The sequence below is a fragment of the Exiguobacterium sp. s163 genome (genome assembly GCF_018617135.1).
GTDB lineage: Bacteria > Bacillota > Bacilli > Exiguobacteriales > Exiguobacteriaceae > Exiguobacterium > Exiguobacterium profundum.
On sequence record NZ_JACSJN010000001.1, the window covers coordinates 994,254 to 1,009,154 of the forward strand.

Sequence of the window (14,901 nt, forward strand, 5' to 3'; positions counted from 1 at the left end):
CTCACTTCGATTCGTAAGCACTCATCTTGTCGACACGGTTTGAATGGCGACCGCCTTCAAAGTCCGTATCGAGCCACGTCGTCACCAAGTCGAGTGCAAGACCAGGTCCGATGACACGCTCGCCCATCGTCATGATGTTCGAATCGTTATGCTGACGTGTCGCTTTCGCGCTGAATGAGTCATGGACGAGTGCGGCACGAATCCCTTTGACTTTGTTCGCCGCAATCCCGATTCCGATTCCCGTACCGCAAATCAAAATCCCACGATCGAACTCTCCTGCCGCTACCGCTTCTGCGACCGGGATGGCCACGTCTGGGTAATCGATTGAGTCTGCCGAGTGCGTCCCGAAATCTTTATACTCATGTCCGAGTTCCTCAAGCAAGGCTACGATTTCTTTTTTCAAGTTGAAGCCGCCATGATCGGCGCCAATTGCAATTTTCATTCGTTCATTCCCCCGTCTTCTTTGGTAGGCGTCTCGGTGGTTTCGTCACCTTTGACCCGTCATTCGTTAATTTTAACACAAGTCGATTCACGAGTGGTTCGAGTTCGTTTCGCACTTGGCGATACACATTCATCGAACCACCAAACGGGTCGTTGATGTCTCGCTCGAGCCCCGTCACGAATTCATAGAGCGTATACGTCCGCTCCGACAAATCCGGGTATGTATCCCGAATTTGCTCACGGTGCGCGCGTGTCATCGTCAAGATGATATCCGCCCAATTCCCTAACACCTCATCGAACGTCTGGGTGACATGATCGAGCTCAATCCCACGTTCTCTGAGAACTTGCAGTGCATTTTCAGAAGCATCGAATCCTTGCATCGTCCGTAGACCGGCTGAGCGAATATCAAACTCGTCCCCGGTCATCTTCGAACGGAGCAAGGCCATCGCCATCGGGCTTCGGCACGTGTTGCCACTACATATGAATAATACGCGTTTCATTGACATCGCGTGTCCTCCTCTATGTCTTTAGGCATCTTTCGTCGGGTGCACAACCTTTCCGCCCGCCGCTTTGTATAAACGGTTATAGACGGCTAATGCGACTCCGACCGGTTCAATCGTGTTCACATAAATCTCATCCACGTCTGTTTCATCAAATCGACGAAGCGCATCGTATAAGCGTTGTGCCGCCACTTCCATCGAGGTCCCAAGTGAATGCGTGACCTCAGCCGGTGTCGGGTTTTCGTCGAAGACGAGGGCACCGATTCGCAACCCCGCTTGCTTCCGTTCCTCGATGACACGCTCCAGATCTTCACGTGTGCCATCGACTAAAAAAACAGGTGCTGTCGGAGCATAGTGCGTGTATTTCATTCCCGGCGATCGTGGCGCGGCTTCATCGTTACTCAAATTGGCATCTAAGGCGACCGGTCCGATGACGGCTTCCATTTCTTCTCGCGTCACACCACCTGGTCGTAAAATCGTTACCGTGTCACCCGTACAATCCACAACGGTTGACTCGACTCCGATTCCGGTAGGACCTCCATCCACGATTCCTGCGATTCGTCCGTCCAAGTCATCCGCGACGTGTTGAGCGGTCGTCGGCGACGGTCGTCCGGAACGATTCGCACTCGGAGCCGCAAGTCCTAACCCTGACTTGCGAATCAACTCGAGTGCTGCCGGATGGTTCGGCATCCGGAGCCCGATGGAATCGAGGCCCGCGGTCACGAGCGAAGAAGCTCGTCCGTTTGAAGGCAAGATGATCGTCAAAGCGCCTGGCCAAAACGCATCCATCAAGCGTTTGGCAACAGGAGGAATCGAATCGACAAACAAACTCGTTTGTTCGATTGAAGCGATATGGACGATGAGCGGGTTATCCGACGGACGACCTTTTGCCTCAAAAATCTTTCGAATTGCCACATCGTTCATGGCATCTCCAGCGAGACCATAGACGGTTTCTGTCGGCATGGCGATGATTTCACCCGCTTGAAGAAGACGTACCCCCTCTTCAATCTCATTCGAATTAATCCATTTCGTTTCCATACGCAATCCCTTCCCTTACGGCATAGACGATACGGTCCTTGCCGTTTATATCTTTTAAAATACCCGTTTCTGCTTCAGGATAACGTTCAGACAGTAATGATTTCACATCTTGTCCTTGGTTATACCCGATTTCAAACGCAATCAAATGCCAATCGGCACGTAAGACGCGCACCGACTCCGCAATCAATTGCCGATACATGTCGAGCCCATCTTTCCCTCCAAAGAGGGCAAGATGCGGTTCGTAGCCGACGACCGTCTCATCCAACAATTCATCCGCCTCGATATAGGGCGGATTTGATACGAGGACGCGAATCGAGTGGTCCGCAATCGGGGCGAGCCCGTCGCCTTCATAAAATCGTACATTCGCACCAAGAGCGGTCGCATTCCGCTTTGCAACCGTTATTGCTTCCGGAGAAATATCAACGGTTTGCACGCGTACTCCGAGCTCAAGGCTCAACGTGATTGCGATTGCTCCGCTTCCCGTTCCGACATCGACAATCTCATCATCCTTCATGTGACGAAGTTGCCCAAGTACCCAATCAATCAATTCTTCCGTTTCTGGTCTCGGAATCAACACGTCCCGGTTCACTTCAAACGAACGCCCGTAAAAGGGAGCATGTCCGATCACGTGCTGTACCGGTTCTCCCATCAGTAAACGCTCGATTCCCGCCTCGAAACGTGCCGCTTCATCTGAGGACAATTCATCCGACAAACGAACGAGGAGACCCGTGCGGTCGACTTGTAGCACATGCATGAGCCACCACTCGGCAGCCGCACGATCGCGCCCAGCTTCAACTAGCCGTTCTTCCGTCTGTTTAAGTAACACGGCAATCCGCATCATTCCGCATCCTCCATCAGACGTGCCTGTTCGTCCATGATGAGTGCGTCGATAATATCTTCGAGTTCGCCTGCTAGGACACGGTCCAACTTCTGAAGGGTCAAGCCGATCCGATGATCTGTGACACGACTTTGCGGGAAGTTATACGTGCGAATCCGTTCGGAACGGTCACCTGTTCCGACAGCCGATTTACGCTGTGCCGATAATTCTTCCATATGTTCGCTTTGTATCTTGTCATAGAGACGTGCCCGAAGGACTTTCATCGCCTTGTCTTTATTTTTATGTTGCGACTTCTCATCCTGGCACGATACGACGAGTCCTGACGGGATGTGTGTCAAACGGACAGCCGATTGCGTCGTGTTGACCGATTGCCCCCCTGGACCAGATGAAGTGAACGTATCGACCCGTACGTCCTTCATATCGATGTGCACTTCGACATCCTCCGCCTCTGGGAGAACGGCTACCGTTGCTGTGGACGTATGGATTCGTCCGCCCGATTCCGTCGACGGGACCCGTTGCACACGATGGGCTCCGTTCTCAAACTTGAGCTTTGAATAGGCGCCTGCCCCGTTGATCATGAACGTCACTTCTTTAAATCCACCGAGTTCGGTATAGTTCGCGTCAATCAGTTCCACTTTCCAATTTTGACGTTCAGCAAATCGCGTATACATCTTATACAAATCTCCCGCAAAGAGCGCCGCTTCGTCTCCGCCTGCCGCCCCTCGGACTTCGACGATGACGTTCTTGTCATCGTTCGGGTCTTTTGGAAGCAATAAAATCCGCAGTTTCGCCTCTAGCTCTTTGACTTCTGGCTCGAGGAGGTTCATCTCTTCTTTTGCCAATTCACGCATATCGGCGTCGAGCGTTCGGTCTTCAAGCATCGATTTCGCTTCCTTGAACGCCTGACTTGTCTCTTTATACTGACGATACATCTGTACCGTCTCTTCTAGTTGTGCCTGCTCTTTCGAATATTGTCTCAACTTCGTCGAGTCACTGAGCACCTCAGGATCGGCGAGCATTTCATTCAATTGCATGTAACGATCTTCTAATACACTTAAACGGTCAAACATGATGATCCGTCCTTTCTCCGTCAAATCAAACTCTATCTATTATAGCAAAAAAAACGGACCGCCGAGGGCGGTCCGTCGATTCATCAGTCTACCACAGTATGGCGGACCGGATGTGGTTTATTCGGTACATCATGACAATGTCGGCATCGTGGTTCGTAAGACTCGGAAGCCCCGACCAAGATGACCGGGTCCTCATACCGAGCCGGCTGCCCGTCAATCAGACGCTGTGTCCGTGAAGCAGGCGCGCCGCATGACAAACAGATTGCCTGTAGTTTCGTCACAAACTCCGCGCGTGACAACAATTCAGGCATCATCGTGAACGGTTCGCCCCGAAAGTCCATGTCGAGCCCGGCGCAGATGACGCGTTTGTCTTCGTTCGCAAGTTGTTCGATGACGTCCACAATTCCCTCATCAAAAAATTGTACCTCATCAATCGCGATGACCTGTGTTTCTTCACGTACAGCATCATATAAGTCTTGGCTCGATACGATCGGCACGGCCACGACCGAGTTCCCTGTGTGTGAGACGACGTTCTCTTCATGATACCGGTCGTCGATTGCTGGTTTGAACACTTGGACCGGAATCTTTCCATAATGAGCACGGCGGACTCGGCGAATCAATTCCTCCGACTTCCCCGAAAACATACTCCCACAAATCACTTCAATCCAACCATATCGGTTCGTCACATGCATCATTGTTCTTCGCCCTCTCCATCGATAATCGCTTTCCGATTATACCTATCTTTCGAGTTGAGGAAAAGGGTTGACTTCTCCTAAATGCTGATTGAAAGAACTCCGTCCTTTATTCGTCAGCGTTCGCCTCTTTTTGTTCATCGATTAATTTCAATTTACGCGCGAGCGGTCGAATCGTGAGACCGTGCAGTGTGACGGAAATGAAGACGAGACCGAGTGTGAGCGGCAACATTTGTTTCGCATCATCAATCCCGAGATGCGCGACTTCTTCAGCAAAGAATCCAGCGACCGTCATCGCGACAATCCCGCGCGGCGCAATCCAGCCGATGAATCCTCGTTCCGCCAATGGCAAACCTCCACCGATGGTCGACAAGTAAATCGCAACTGGGCGAACCAAGAACAGAATGCCCGCAATCGTCAAGAGGAGCGGCCATTGGAAAATGTTCAACAGCTCGACCCGGGACAGAGATGCCGTCAACAAGATGAAGACAGACGAGATGAGCAAGATTGAAATATCCTCTTTGAATGACTGCAGTTCTTCGATGATTTCTTCATCCCGATGCTTCGTATTGGCCATCGTCATCCCCATCGCCGTCACGGCGAGCAGCCCGACTTCATGCATCATGAGCTCGCTGAGTGAGAATAAAATGAGGACGGCCGTCAACGTGACCGAAGCACGGAGATAGCGAGGTACTTTTTCTGCCACAAACCATCCCATCAAGAGATGGCCGAACAAGTAACCGAGTCCGATTCCTACGATACAAGCACCTGCGAAGAGGAGTTGCATCCATAAATCCATACCTTCATAAACGATATATCCGAGTCGAACGACGAAGAGTCCGAGTAATGCTCCGACAGGATCGACAATGATGCCTTCCCACTTCAAAATCGCTCCGACCCGATCTTTCAAATGTGCCTGACGTAACAACGGAATGACGACAGTCGGACCCGTCACGACGAAGAGCGCCCCCATCGTCCAGGCAACGACCCAATGTAATCCTCCAACATATTGAATGAGTAGCGACATCCCGACAAACGAGAGCGCGACTCCAATCGTGACAATCCGGACGATCGACCGTCGGAACTGATTGATTTCGCTAAAATGAAGCCCAAGACTTCCTTCAAATAAGATGATGGCGACCGCAAACGAAATGATGGGACTATATAAATCTCCTAATAATTCACGTGGGTCGAACAGCCCAAGGATTGGACCGGCCAATACTCCAGCGAGCGTCATAATGATGATTGCTGGGATTTGATAACGCCATGCCAACCATTGGGACATGATGCCGACCCCGATCAACAAGCTGATACTAATGAGTATAAATTCCATAACGGCCCCCTCACGACAGTCTTTCGTCTCTTTACCCGTGTCGATGCAACAAAAAACCGCCAAGGGCAATCCCTAGGCGGTGAGCATACAACTTTACGATTAACGTTGGTATTTCTTGTTGAAGCGCTCGATACGACCATCTGCAGATGCGAATTTCTGGCGACCTGTGTAGAACGGGTGCGAATCAGAAGATACATCGACACGGATGAGTGGGTACTCGTTTCCATCTTCCATCGTGATTGTCTCGTTAGAGTAACGAGTTGAACCAGTGATGAATTTGAATTCTGTCGTCGAGTCCATGAATACGACTTTACGGTATTCTGGGTGGATTCCTTGTTTCATTGCTTTTCAACTCCTTCGGCCCTAAGTATTCTTTCAACCTAGAGAAAGTTCACTAGAATATAATATCACCCTACTATAGGTTTTACAAGTCTGTTTTCGTTTTTTTCACCGGTCGTCTTTTTTTCTTATCTGCCTCTAGCGCAGCAAAAAAGTCGAGGTTTGTTTTCGTCTCACGGACGCGGCGTAAGAACTGTTCGATGAAGTCTGGAGACTCGTTCATCGTACGACGAATTGTCCAGAGCGAATCGAGTTCGTCCTTCCCGAGTAGCAACTCTTCTTTCCGTGTTCCCGAGCGACGAATATCGATTGCAGGGAAGATCCTGCGCTCTGCCAATTTCCGGTCCAGATGCAGTTCCATGTTCCCTGTTCCTTTGAACTCTTCATAGATGACGTCGTCCATTCGTGATCCGGTATCGACGAGCGCTGTCGCGAGGATCGTCAAGCTACCTCCATCCTCGATATTCCGTGCCGCTCCGAAGAACTTTTTCGGTTTGTGGAACGCCGCCGGGTCAATCCCCCCCGAGAGTGTCCGTCCGCTCGGTGGAACAGACAGGTTGTACGCACGCGTCAAGCGTGTGATGGAATCGAGTAGGATGACCACGTCTTTCTTATGTTCCACGAGACGCATCGCGCGTTCGAGAACGAGTTCTGAAATACGCGCATGGTTTTCCGGCGTCTCATCAAAAGTCGAGAACGCCACGTCCGCATCCGGTACAGAGCGTTGAATATCCGTCACTTCCTCTGGTCGTTCATCGATTAGAAGAATGATTAATTCGACGTTCGGATGATTCGTCGTGATCGAGTTGGCAATTTCTTTTAAAAGCGACGTTTTCCCCGCTTTTGGTGGTGCCACAATCAACCCGCGTTGGCCAAACCCTACTGGTGCGATCATATCCATGACACGAACCGAAAGATGGGTCGGCTCTGTCTCGAGCACCATCTGTTGTTCTGGATAAATCGGTGTCAATGCCGGGAAATAATCACGCGAACGCGTCGAGTCCGTCGACTCTCCATTGACCGCTTCCACACTCAACAAACCTTGGAACCGTTCATTCTCCTTCGGTTTACGGACCTTTCCTGTGACAAGGTCCCCGTTTCGAAGATTAAAGCGACGAATTTGCGATGCGGCGATATAGATGTCTTCGGAAGATTGAGAATAGTTGATTGGTCGGAGGAATCCAAATCCGCCATCATTTTGAGACTGTGGATTCGGTGGGATGATCTCTAAAATACCTTCGAGGAAGTATAAATCTTTTGATTCAGCCTGTGATTTCAAAATACGGAACATGAGCTCACGCTTACGCGCTTCTCGAAAGTTCGGTACTTTGACTTCTTTGGCAATTTCATATAATTCTTTCAACGTCTTCGTTTCAAGCTCACGAAGTGTATAGTTCTTTGTCGGTTCTGTCTGTTGACTCATTCAAGTCACCTATCTTTCTACATTTCATTACAAGAAGCATTCAACTTGATTCATTTGTTCTGCCATCATCTAACCATATTTTGCCCGTGCCGTCACCGTGCAAAATTCACCTCTTGTTCAATCGTTTCCCTCTTGTACAAATCCTTACACAGTAAAAGATCGTTTTGTAACAAAATAAGTGCTATATCCACATATTGTTTCATTTTTGTTACAAGAAACTGCTTTTTTGACTTGCGATTGAAAAATGCTATCGGTCTTGCGCATGATATAGTTTATTTGCACAGGAAACCGGGTATATCCCGCAGCTTGTGCTCTACCATAAAAATTACTCGATTTGTCATATACGAATGTCTTGATTTTAAAAAACGGAGGGATTTATACAATGTTAAAGCGTATTGCATCAATCGTCGTCGCTGCCACTGTCGCTTTCTCGGGTCTTATGTTCTCAACAGGTGAACAAGCAGAAGCCGCTACCGGTACATTTGCTTACTCGAAAGTAAACGGTTTGAACATCCGTACTGCCCCGTCACTTACGTCATCGAAAGTCGTCGCGAAAATGGATAAAGGTCAACGCTATACATACCTTGGTAAATCCGGTTCGTTCTACAAAATCAACTACAAAGGCACACACCGTTACATCTCAGCATCTTCAACGTTCACGTACTTGAAAGCGAACACGTCGACATCAACAACGGTCTCAACGTCATCTTCAAGCAAACGTTCGAAACTCGTCGCTGAGTCGAAGAAATATCTCGGAACACCGTATCGCTATGGTGGAACAACAACTTCAGGGTTTGACTGCTCAGGATATACTGGTCACGTGTACAAGAAAGCAATCGGAAAAACACTTCCACGTTCTTCACGTCAGCAATACTCAAGCGCAAAGAAAATCTCGAAATCATCGATCCAAGCGGGTGACCTCGTCTTCTTCTCACATTCAGGCGGAACGATTCAACACGTCGGAATGGCACTTAGCAAAACACAAATGATCAGCTCAGAAACAGGCGGCGTGAAATACGCGAGCTTCACTTCTGGATACTGGGCACCACGCTATGTAGGCGCTGGATCATATCTCTAATACAATATCACGACTCGGTTCATCGGAACCGAGTCGTTTTTATTTGTTCACATGTTCCATTACATGACGAGAGTCTTTCAAAACAGAAAACGTTCCATCCGTTTCTATGATTACTGCTTCGACTTGTCCTAGAGGAGTGCCACTTGATCGAATCGCTTGAATGACCTCTATCTCTAGAATTCGTTCTTTCTTTAGATGTTCTCTCAAATAATCTCCTTTATAAAACAGTAGAGTTGGTTCTGATTTAATCATTTGATTCACAATGGAGAATCGCTTAGATAGTTTCGCTAATATATATTGTAAGACGATTAGTGTACCGAATGCAGTGAGTCCAGCCAATAAAGAGGTTTGTTGACTAGTCAAGGTCGTTGCCAAAATAGAACCAAGTGCAACCGTCACAATAAAATCAAATGCATTCATTTTTGCCAATGTACGCTTACCAGAAACACGCAACATGATAATGATTGAAATATATGCTCCAATACCTGTTAACATGATCCGAATCATCGTTGATAGTTCCTGCATCAAACTCCTCCTTTATTTTTGCTTCAACGCTCCTCTCGCGTTTGTTGCCGCAAAGACAATCATGAGTATACTCATCGTACCCGCGACTGCGAGCCCTGCAGATAAAGCACCCCAGTCAATCTCCGGTTGCGTCAGAACCGCACGCATCCCTTCGAAAATATACGTGGTTGGATTGAACGTCGCCGCCACTTTCAACCATTCGGCTTCAATCAATTCTTTCGGAACGAACGTCGTCGACAGGAAAATTAAAGGAAAGAACAACAACGTCCCTGCCTGTGCCGCTTGTGCATTTCGTGTCTTCAAGGCGACACCTACTGAATATCCTGCGAAACCAAGTCCAAATCCAATCGCGAGCAGTACTGTGAAGAAGAAACCGATTGCCCCGACTGGAATCGTGAGACCTAGGAGAAACGCGACAGCAAAAATAAGTAGCGTTTGGACGAGTAACTGCAACATCCCCGCAATCATCGGTCCGAGCACAATCGCCGTACGGGTCGCCGGTGTCAACAAGAGCCTTGCGAAATAGCCACTCTCAATATCTCGGACAAGTGCCTGACCCGTGCCTCCCGCTCCCCCGACTGCACCTGAAACAATGGATACGGGTAAGATGAAATTCAAATAGTCGCTCCCTTCGAACTGAGGCAACGAGGCCACGCTCGACAAGCCACTCGTATACACAAGTAAAAAGAATACAGAAATGATCAAGTTCGGGATGAATGAAAACGGATTTCGAATAGTCGTCAGCAAACTCCGTTTCGTGAATAGCCATGTCTCAGTCCACACGGATCTCGCCTCCTTCATACGATTCGCCTGTCACTTTCAAGAATACATCATCGAGCGATGGTTGCTTGACAGTCAATCGTTCAGGCTGCAACCCTTGTTCATCCAAGGAACGAATAATCTCAGTCAACGTCATGTCACGTAACTCAAACGATACATGTGTGCCATTCGAAGATGTATGAAATCGCGTCGCGGCAAGGGTAGCTTCAGATTCTGTAGCGAAGTCCATCGAAATCGTCTCTCCACCGACGAGCTGTTTCAATTCCTCGGCCGTTCCTTCACTCACAATCTTCCCGTGATTGATGATTGCAATCCGGTCAGCCAACTCATCTGCTTCCTCTAAGTATTGGGTCGTTAAAAAAATCGTCGTCCCGAATTCCTCGTTCAATCGGCGTACTTCATTCCAAATTTCGATTCGGCTCGCCGGATCGAGTCCGGTCGTCGGTTCGTCTAAAAACAAGACCGTCGGACGATGGACGAGTGTGAGAGCCAAGTCGAGACGTCGTCGCATCCCACCGGAATAGGTACCACTTCGGCGATCGGCCGCATCCGTCAGTGAAACGACTTCGAGTAACTCATCGGCTCGACGTTGCGCCTCTTCATTCGACATCTTAAACAAACGCCCTTGTAAGACAAGGAGCTCTCGTCCCGTCAACACTTTATCGATTCCTGTTTCTTGTAAGGCAACTCCAATCGATAATCGGACATCTTTTTCTTGTTTAACGACATCGAATCCATTGACACGTGCCGCTCCAGATGTCGGTCTCACGAGTGTCGTCAACATTTGCACCGTCGTCGATTTACCCGCACCGTTCGGACCTAAAAACGCAAAGATTTCTCCTTCTTTCACGAAAAATGACACGTCATCGACAGCTGGAACATCCTTGAATGTTTTGACGAGTCCTTCAACCTGAATCATCACACCCACCTCCTGACTATCCATTCCCGTTTTCTGACGCTTTCACCACAAAAAAGTCGTGGACGTTTTCACATCCACGACTTCTGATCATTCTGGTTTCATGACCATTTTTGGTTTTTTCTTAAGTGAGTGGTTCCCTTCGACGAAACGAACGGTACCGGACTTGGCACGCATGACGACCGAATGGGTCTGTCCGCCTTGTGACGTGAATTGGACTCCACGTAACAGCTCACCATCTGTGACGCCGGTCGCCGCAAAGATACAATCTTCACCTTTCACCAAATCATTGAGGAGGAGGATTCGATCCGTATCTTCGATTCCCATGTCATGGCAACGTTGTTTCTGCGCTTCATCTTCCGGGAGCAAACGCCCTTGGAAGTCTCCACCTAAACACTTCATTGCGACTGCAGCGATGACACCTTCTGGCGCCCCGCCTGAACCGAGCAACAAATCGACACCCGTTTTCGGGAAAGCGGTGTTGATGGCCGCGGCGACGTCCCCGTCCGGAATCAATTTGATTCGCGCACCGGTCGCGCGGACACGTTGAATGGTTTCTTCGTGACGGTCCCGATGTAAAATCGTGACGACGACATCTTCCACGTTTTTCTTCTTCGCTTTCGCCACGATTTCAATGTTCTCTTCAATCGAGTTGTCGAGACTGACGAGACCTGCCGCTTCCGGTCCGACGGCAATTTTATCCATGTACATGTCTGGAGCATGAAGGAGATCGCCTGCATCCGCGACCGCGAGAACCGCAAGTGCTCCCCACGTTCCGGTCGCTACGATGTTTGTCCCTTCTAACGGATCGACTGCGACATCGAGACGAGAACCGTAGCCATTTCCGACTTTTTCTCCGATGTATAGCATCGGGGCCTCATCCATCTCCCCTTCACCGATGACGACAATCCCTTTCATCGGAATCGTGTCAAATACGTCGCGCATGGCCGTCGTTGCCGCATCATCCGCTTCGACTTTCAATCCTCGTCCCATCCAACGGGCTGAAGCAAGTGCCGCCGCTTCTGTCACCCGAACCAGTTCCATCGATAAACTTCGTTCCACCCGAAATCTCCCCTTTATACCTCGGTTTGTTCCTCCACCCAAACGAGCGCACCGAGTTGTTTGAATTTGCCGACAAAGTCGACATACGAATCATTCAGTCGTTCCGCATGTAGTAGCGTCGATTCACCAGAAGCTTGGAGCGCTGACAGTACCAGGGCCGCGGCACTCCGTGCATCGGTGCATTCCATCTCTGCGTTCGCCAGCTTATTGCCGCCACGAATCACAGCCGATGCATCCTCCAGTGTAATTTGCGCATTCATCCGTCGCATCTCGGCGATGTGGCGGAATCGTTGCGCATACAATTTATCGGTGACAACACTCGTTCCGTCAGCTTTTAATAAGGCTGCCGTCATCACCGGTTGCAAGTCGCTCGGATACCCCGAGTAATGGAATACCCGAATATCTGTTGGCATGAATTGGTTCGCCGTCACGGTAATTGACTCCTCACCGACCTCGACGTCCGCTCCGAAATCCAACAGTTTTTGAATGACCCCTTCGAGATGTGTCGGAATGACCGGTTGGACGGTCACACGACCGGACACTGCACCGAACATCATGAACGTTCCGGCTTCGAGACGATCTGGAATGAGTGTGTGCGTACAACCGTGGAGGCGTTCCACCCCTTTAATTCGAATCTCATCCGTTCCTGCCCCACTCACATGTGCACCCATCGATGTGAGCATGGTCGCCACATCGACGACTTCCGGATCGCAAGCCGCGTTTTCGATGACCGTCGTCCCTGTCGCTAGAACAGCCGCAAGCATTGCACTCACGGTTGCCCCAAACGACCGCAAGTCCAAGTAAATTCGATTCCCAACAAGTTTATCGACCCGGACATGATAGAGACCTGATTCATTCTCAACATGAATGCCGAGACGTTCCAACGCTTTCAAATGTAAGTCAATCGGCCGTGGACCAATCGCATATCCTCCAGGTAACCCAACCGCCCCTTTTCCAAAGCGAGCCGCGAAGACCCCGAGTAAATAGACAGCGGCACGGACTTTGCGCGTCTCAGAACCGAGGAGAGGCATTGCGACTGCTTCATTCGAATGAATCGTCATTCGTTCGCCATCCCGCTCTACTCGAACCCCTAACTCTTTTAACAAATTGACCATCACTTCCACGTCTTCAATCATCGGAACGTTTTCAATCGTCACCGACTCTTCCGTGAGAAGTGCAGCCACAAGGCAAGGGAGAGCGCTCTGTTTCGCTCCGCTAATCTCGACGGTTCCTTCTAGTTTTTGCTGCCCAACGATATGGAGAATTTCCACGCTGATCAAAACCTTTCTACGACGGACTTATTTGGATTGAGCGTTGTTCCAATCCGCTAAGAACTGCTCAATGCCTTTGTCTGTGAGCGGATGTTTCATCATTTGTTCGATAACTTTGTAAGGGACTGTGGCAATGTCAGCCCCAAGGAGTGCAGCTTTTGTCACGTGAACCGGATGACGCACAGATGCTGCGATAATTTCTGTCTCGATGCCATGGATTGCGAAGATGTTCGCAATGGTCTCAACTAAATCAAGCCCATCTTGTCCGATGTCATCCAAGCGTCCGATGAATGGAGAAACGTATGATGCCCCGGCACGTGCCGCAAGTAAGGCCTGGTTGGCGTTAAAGATGAGCGTGACGTTTGTCTTGATTCCAAGCTCCTTGAACTGTTTTACCGCTTGCATCCCCGCTGGTGTCATCGGTACCTTTACCGTAATATTCGGCGCGATGGCGGCAAGTTCCTTTCCTTCTTCCACCATACCCGACGCATCGAGTGCAATAACTTCGGCGCTGACCGAGAGATCCCCGACGATCTCACAGATTTCACGAAGTCTTGTATGGAAATCGACACCTTCTTTGGCGACGAGCGATGGATTCGTCGTCACGCCTCCAATGACGCCCATTTGATGAGCTTTTTTAATGTCTTCCACATTTGCTGTGTCAATGAAAAAACGCATATGTGTCTCCTCCTTAATTTGTGATCGCTTACAATCTCTATTATGAGGAAAGTCATGTCGAATTGCTATACCCTTTACGTCAACGATGCGATTGCAAGCATCGATCCTACGACAAGGCCAATCCCAGCGAGCGTCCCGAAAAATGACCATTTCATAATTTTACTTTGCTTCACATAGTATGCTTGGTGTGGTCCTTCTTTCAAACGTTCCAATCCGTGGGTTTCAATCCAATTCGTTGCTGCCGTCTGCTCATCTGCCACAAGGTCGCCGGTGTAGACAAATGGAACGATTTCTTCCGGACGACTCAACCGTTCAAATCGCTCACGTCGTGTCGAGATATTCGCACCAATCCAATACAATTCTTTTGGTGTGTAAAATAGCGGAATTCCCTGCTCATGGAAAGATTTTATCCATTGATCAAAGGCAACCAGATCACGTTGATCGAACAAGATTTCCATGGCATCATCTTTTGTCATAATCGATAGCATCGGAGTGTACTCTACCGTAGGCCGACCAATCCGAACCGTCGGAGACGGCTGTGTCTTTCGGACAATCGCCGGGAAGAAGACGATTTGTCGAATCGCTGAGATTAGAAATGATTGCTCGACCGACTCGCCCGGTTCATGCCGATACGTCACACCCTCGATGCTCGTTGCGGTCATTTTGTATCTAGAGTGATTCCGTTCTTTCCAAAATAAACGACGGAATGTGTTCGTAAACCAATACACCCCAAACCCACCGATGGCGACTAAGACTAACAATGGAATAAGCCAAGGTACCGGATAATAATAAATTAAAATGAGTGGGGCGGCGGCTAATGCTAAAGAAAGACCAATCAACACGACTGCTCCATATACATAAAAGATTCGCCAAAACAATTCTGTCGGTCGCTCGTTATAAATCACAAAGACTCCCCC

17 protein-coding genes are annotated in these 14,901 nt (G+C 49.3%); 1 reads left to right on the plus strand and 16 read right to left on the minus strand.

What is annotated here, in order from left to right; genetic code table 11:
- Position 1: 1 nt before the first annotated feature.
- From rpiB to rho, 9 genes are all read right to left on the minus strand, one after another.
- Positions 2-442, minus strand: a complete 441-nt coding sequence (gene rpiB / locus KNO71_RS05130) for a ribose 5-phosphate isomerase B (RefSeq protein ID WP_012727380.1) — start codon at positions 440-442, stop codon at positions 2-4.
- Positions 443-446: 4 nt separating this feature from the next.
- On the minus strand, positions 447-947 hold the full coding sequence (locus KNO71_RS05135) for a low molecular weight protein arginine phosphatase (protein WP_012727381.1): 501 nt from the start codon (positions 945-947) through the stop codon (positions 447-449).
- 21 nt (positions 948-968) lie between these two features.
- Positions 969-1,979 (minus strand): L-threonylcarbamoyladenylate synthase, encoded by a 1,011-nt coding sequence (locus KNO71_RS05140; RefSeq protein ID WP_214686016.1) that lies wholly within the window; start codon positions 1,977-1,979, stop codon positions 969-971.
- A complete protein-coding gene (prmC, locus tag KNO71_RS05145) occupies positions 1,960-2,820 on the minus strand; it encodes a peptide chain release factor N(5)-glutamine methyltransferase (protein WP_483298386.1) in 861 nt (286 codons plus the stop codon). The genes KNO71_RS05140 and prmC overlap by 20 nt, the downstream gene beginning before the upstream one ends.
- Positions 2,817-3,887 carry a peptide chain release factor 1 gene (prfA, locus tag KNO71_RS05150; RefSeq protein ID WP_214687564.1) on the minus strand — a complete coding sequence of 357 codons (1,071 nt, stop codon included), beginning with the start codon at positions 3,885-3,887 and terminating at the stop codon, positions 2,817-2,819. The genes prmC and prfA overlap by 4 nt, the downstream gene beginning before the upstream one ends.
- Before the next feature lie 83 nt (positions 3,888-3,970).
- Entirely contained in the window at positions 3,971-4,582 is a 612-nt protein-coding gene (locus KNO71_RS05155) for a thymidine kinase (protein ID WP_214686014.1), read from the minus strand.
- 106 nt (positions 4,583-4,688) lie between these two features.
- A complete protein-coding gene (locus KNO71_RS05160) occupies positions 4,689-5,912 on the minus strand; it encodes a cation:proton antiporter (RefSeq protein ID WP_214686013.1) in 1,224 nt (407 codons plus the stop codon).
- A gap of 99 nt (positions 5,913-6,011) precedes the next feature.
- A complete protein-coding gene (locus KNO71_RS05165) occupies positions 6,012-6,254 on the minus strand; it encodes a type B 50S ribosomal protein L31 (protein ID WP_012727387.1) in 243 nt (80 codons plus the stop codon).
- 82 nt (positions 6,255-6,336) lie between these two features.
- Complete coding sequence (gene rho / locus KNO71_RS05170) at positions 6,337-7,674, minus strand: transcription termination factor Rho (protein ID WP_078147673.1); 1,338 nt, start codon at positions 7,672-7,674, stop codon at positions 6,337-6,339.
- A 382-nt stretch (positions 7,675-8,056) separates the two neighbouring features.
- Here rho and KNO71_RS05175 point away from each other — a divergent pair, with 382 nt between their 5' ends.
- Positions 8,057-8,752 (plus strand): C40 family peptidase, encoded by a 696-nt coding sequence (locus tag KNO71_RS05175; RefSeq protein WP_214687566.1) that lies wholly within the window; start codon positions 8,057-8,059, stop codon positions 8,750-8,752.
- 39 nt (positions 8,753-8,791) lie between these two features.
- Here the strand turns inward: KNO71_RS05175 and KNO71_RS05180 are convergent, their stop codons facing one another.
- From KNO71_RS05180 to KNO71_RS05210, 7 genes are all read right to left on the minus strand, one after another.
- Positions 8,792-9,277 (minus strand): DUF421 domain-containing protein, encoded by a 486-nt coding sequence (locus KNO71_RS05180; RefSeq protein ID WP_214687568.1) that lies wholly within the window; start codon positions 9,275-9,277, stop codon positions 8,792-8,794.
- Positions 9,278-9,289: 12 nt separating this feature from the next.
- Positions 9,290-10,060, minus strand: coding sequence for an ABC transporter permease (locus KNO71_RS05185; RefSeq protein WP_214687570.1), 771 nt, complete (start codon positions 10,058-10,060; stop codon positions 9,290-9,292).
- Complete coding sequence (locus KNO71_RS05190; RefSeq protein ID WP_078147675.1) at positions 10,050-10,976, minus strand: ATP-binding cassette domain-containing protein; 927 nt, start codon at positions 10,974-10,976, stop codon at positions 10,050-10,052. Before KNO71_RS05190 ends, KNO71_RS05185 begins: the two co-directional genes overlap by 11 nt.
- Positions 10,977-11,063: 87 nt before the next feature.
- On the minus strand, positions 11,064-12,035 hold the full coding sequence (glpX, locus tag KNO71_RS05195; RefSeq protein ID WP_031422214.1) for a class II fructose-bisphosphatase: 972 nt from the start codon (positions 12,033-12,035) through the stop codon (positions 11,064-11,066).
- A 14-nt stretch (positions 12,036-12,049) separates the two neighbouring features.
- Positions 12,050-13,306: a UDP-N-acetylglucosamine 1-carboxyvinyltransferase gene (gene murA, locus KNO71_RS05200; protein ID WP_214687572.1), complete on the minus strand. Its 1,257-nt coding sequence runs from the start codon at positions 13,304-13,306 to the stop codon at positions 12,050-12,052.
- A 27-nt stretch (positions 13,307-13,333) separates the two neighbouring features.
- Positions 13,334-13,984 carry a fructose-6-phosphate aldolase gene (gene fsa, locus KNO71_RS05205; RefSeq protein WP_078147677.1) on the minus strand — a complete coding sequence of 217 codons (651 nt, stop codon included), beginning with the start codon at positions 13,982-13,984 and terminating at the stop codon, positions 13,334-13,336.
- 74 nt (positions 13,985-14,058) lie between these two features.
- A complete protein-coding gene (locus tag KNO71_RS05210; RefSeq protein ID WP_214687573.1) occupies positions 14,059-14,889 on the minus strand; it encodes a hypothetical protein in 831 nt (276 codons plus the stop codon).
- Positions 14,890-14,901 lie beyond the last annotated feature (12 nt).

What these genes read in the sequence shown, in the direction of transcription:
- KNO71_RS05140 (WP_214686016.1), bottom strand. Translation starts at nt 1,979, where the DNA reads ATGGAAACGAAATGGATTAATTCGAATGAGATTGAAGAGGGGGTACGT.
- KNO71_RS05135 (WP_012727381.1), bottom strand. Translation starts at nt 947, where the DNA reads ATGTCAATGAAACGCGTATTATTCATATGTAGTGGCAACACGTGCCGA.
- prmC (WP_483298386.1), bottom strand. Translation starts at nt 2,820, where the DNA reads ATGATGCGGATTGCCGTGTTACTTAAACAGACGGAAGAACGGCTAGTT.
- KNO71_RS05190 (WP_078147675.1), bottom strand. Translation starts at nt 10,976, where the DNA reads ATGATTCAGGTTGAAGGACTCGTCAAAACATTCAAGGATGTTCCAGCT.
- KNO71_RS05155 (WP_214686014.1), bottom strand. Translation starts at nt 4,582, where the DNA reads ATGATGCATGTGACGAACCGATATGGTTGGATTGAAGTGATTTGTGGG.
- prfA (WP_214687564.1), bottom strand. Translation starts at nt 3,887, where the DNA reads ATGTTTGACCGTTTAAGTGTATTAGAAGATCGTTACATGCAATTGAAT.
- fsa (WP_078147677.1), bottom strand. Translation starts at nt 13,984, where the DNA reads ATGCGTTTTTTCATTGACACAGCAAATGTGGAAGACATTAAAAAAGCT.
- rho (WP_078147673.1), bottom strand. Translation starts at nt 7,674, where the DNA reads ATGAGTCAACAGACAGAACCGACAAAGAACTATACACTTCGTGAGCTT.
- KNO71_RS05180 (WP_214687568.1), bottom strand. Translation starts at nt 9,277, where the DNA reads ATGCAGGAACTATCAACGATGATTCGGATCATGTTAACAGGTATTGGA.
- KNO71_RS05165 (WP_012727387.1), bottom strand. Translation starts at nt 6,254, where the DNA reads ATGAAACAAGGAATCCACCCAGAATACCGTAAAGTCGTATTCATGGAC.
- rpiB (WP_012727380.1), bottom strand. Translation starts at nt 442, where the DNA reads ATGAAAATTGCAATTGGCGCCGATCATGGCGGCTTCAACTTGAAAAAA.
- KNO71_RS05160 (WP_214686013.1), bottom strand. Translation starts at nt 5,912, where the DNA reads ATGGAATTTATACTCATTAGTATCAGCTTGTTGATCGGGGTCGGCATC.
- KNO71_RS05175 (WP_214687566.1), top strand. Translation starts at nt 8,057, where the DNA reads ATGTTAAAGCGTATTGCATCAATCGTCGTCGCTGCCACTGTCGCTTTC.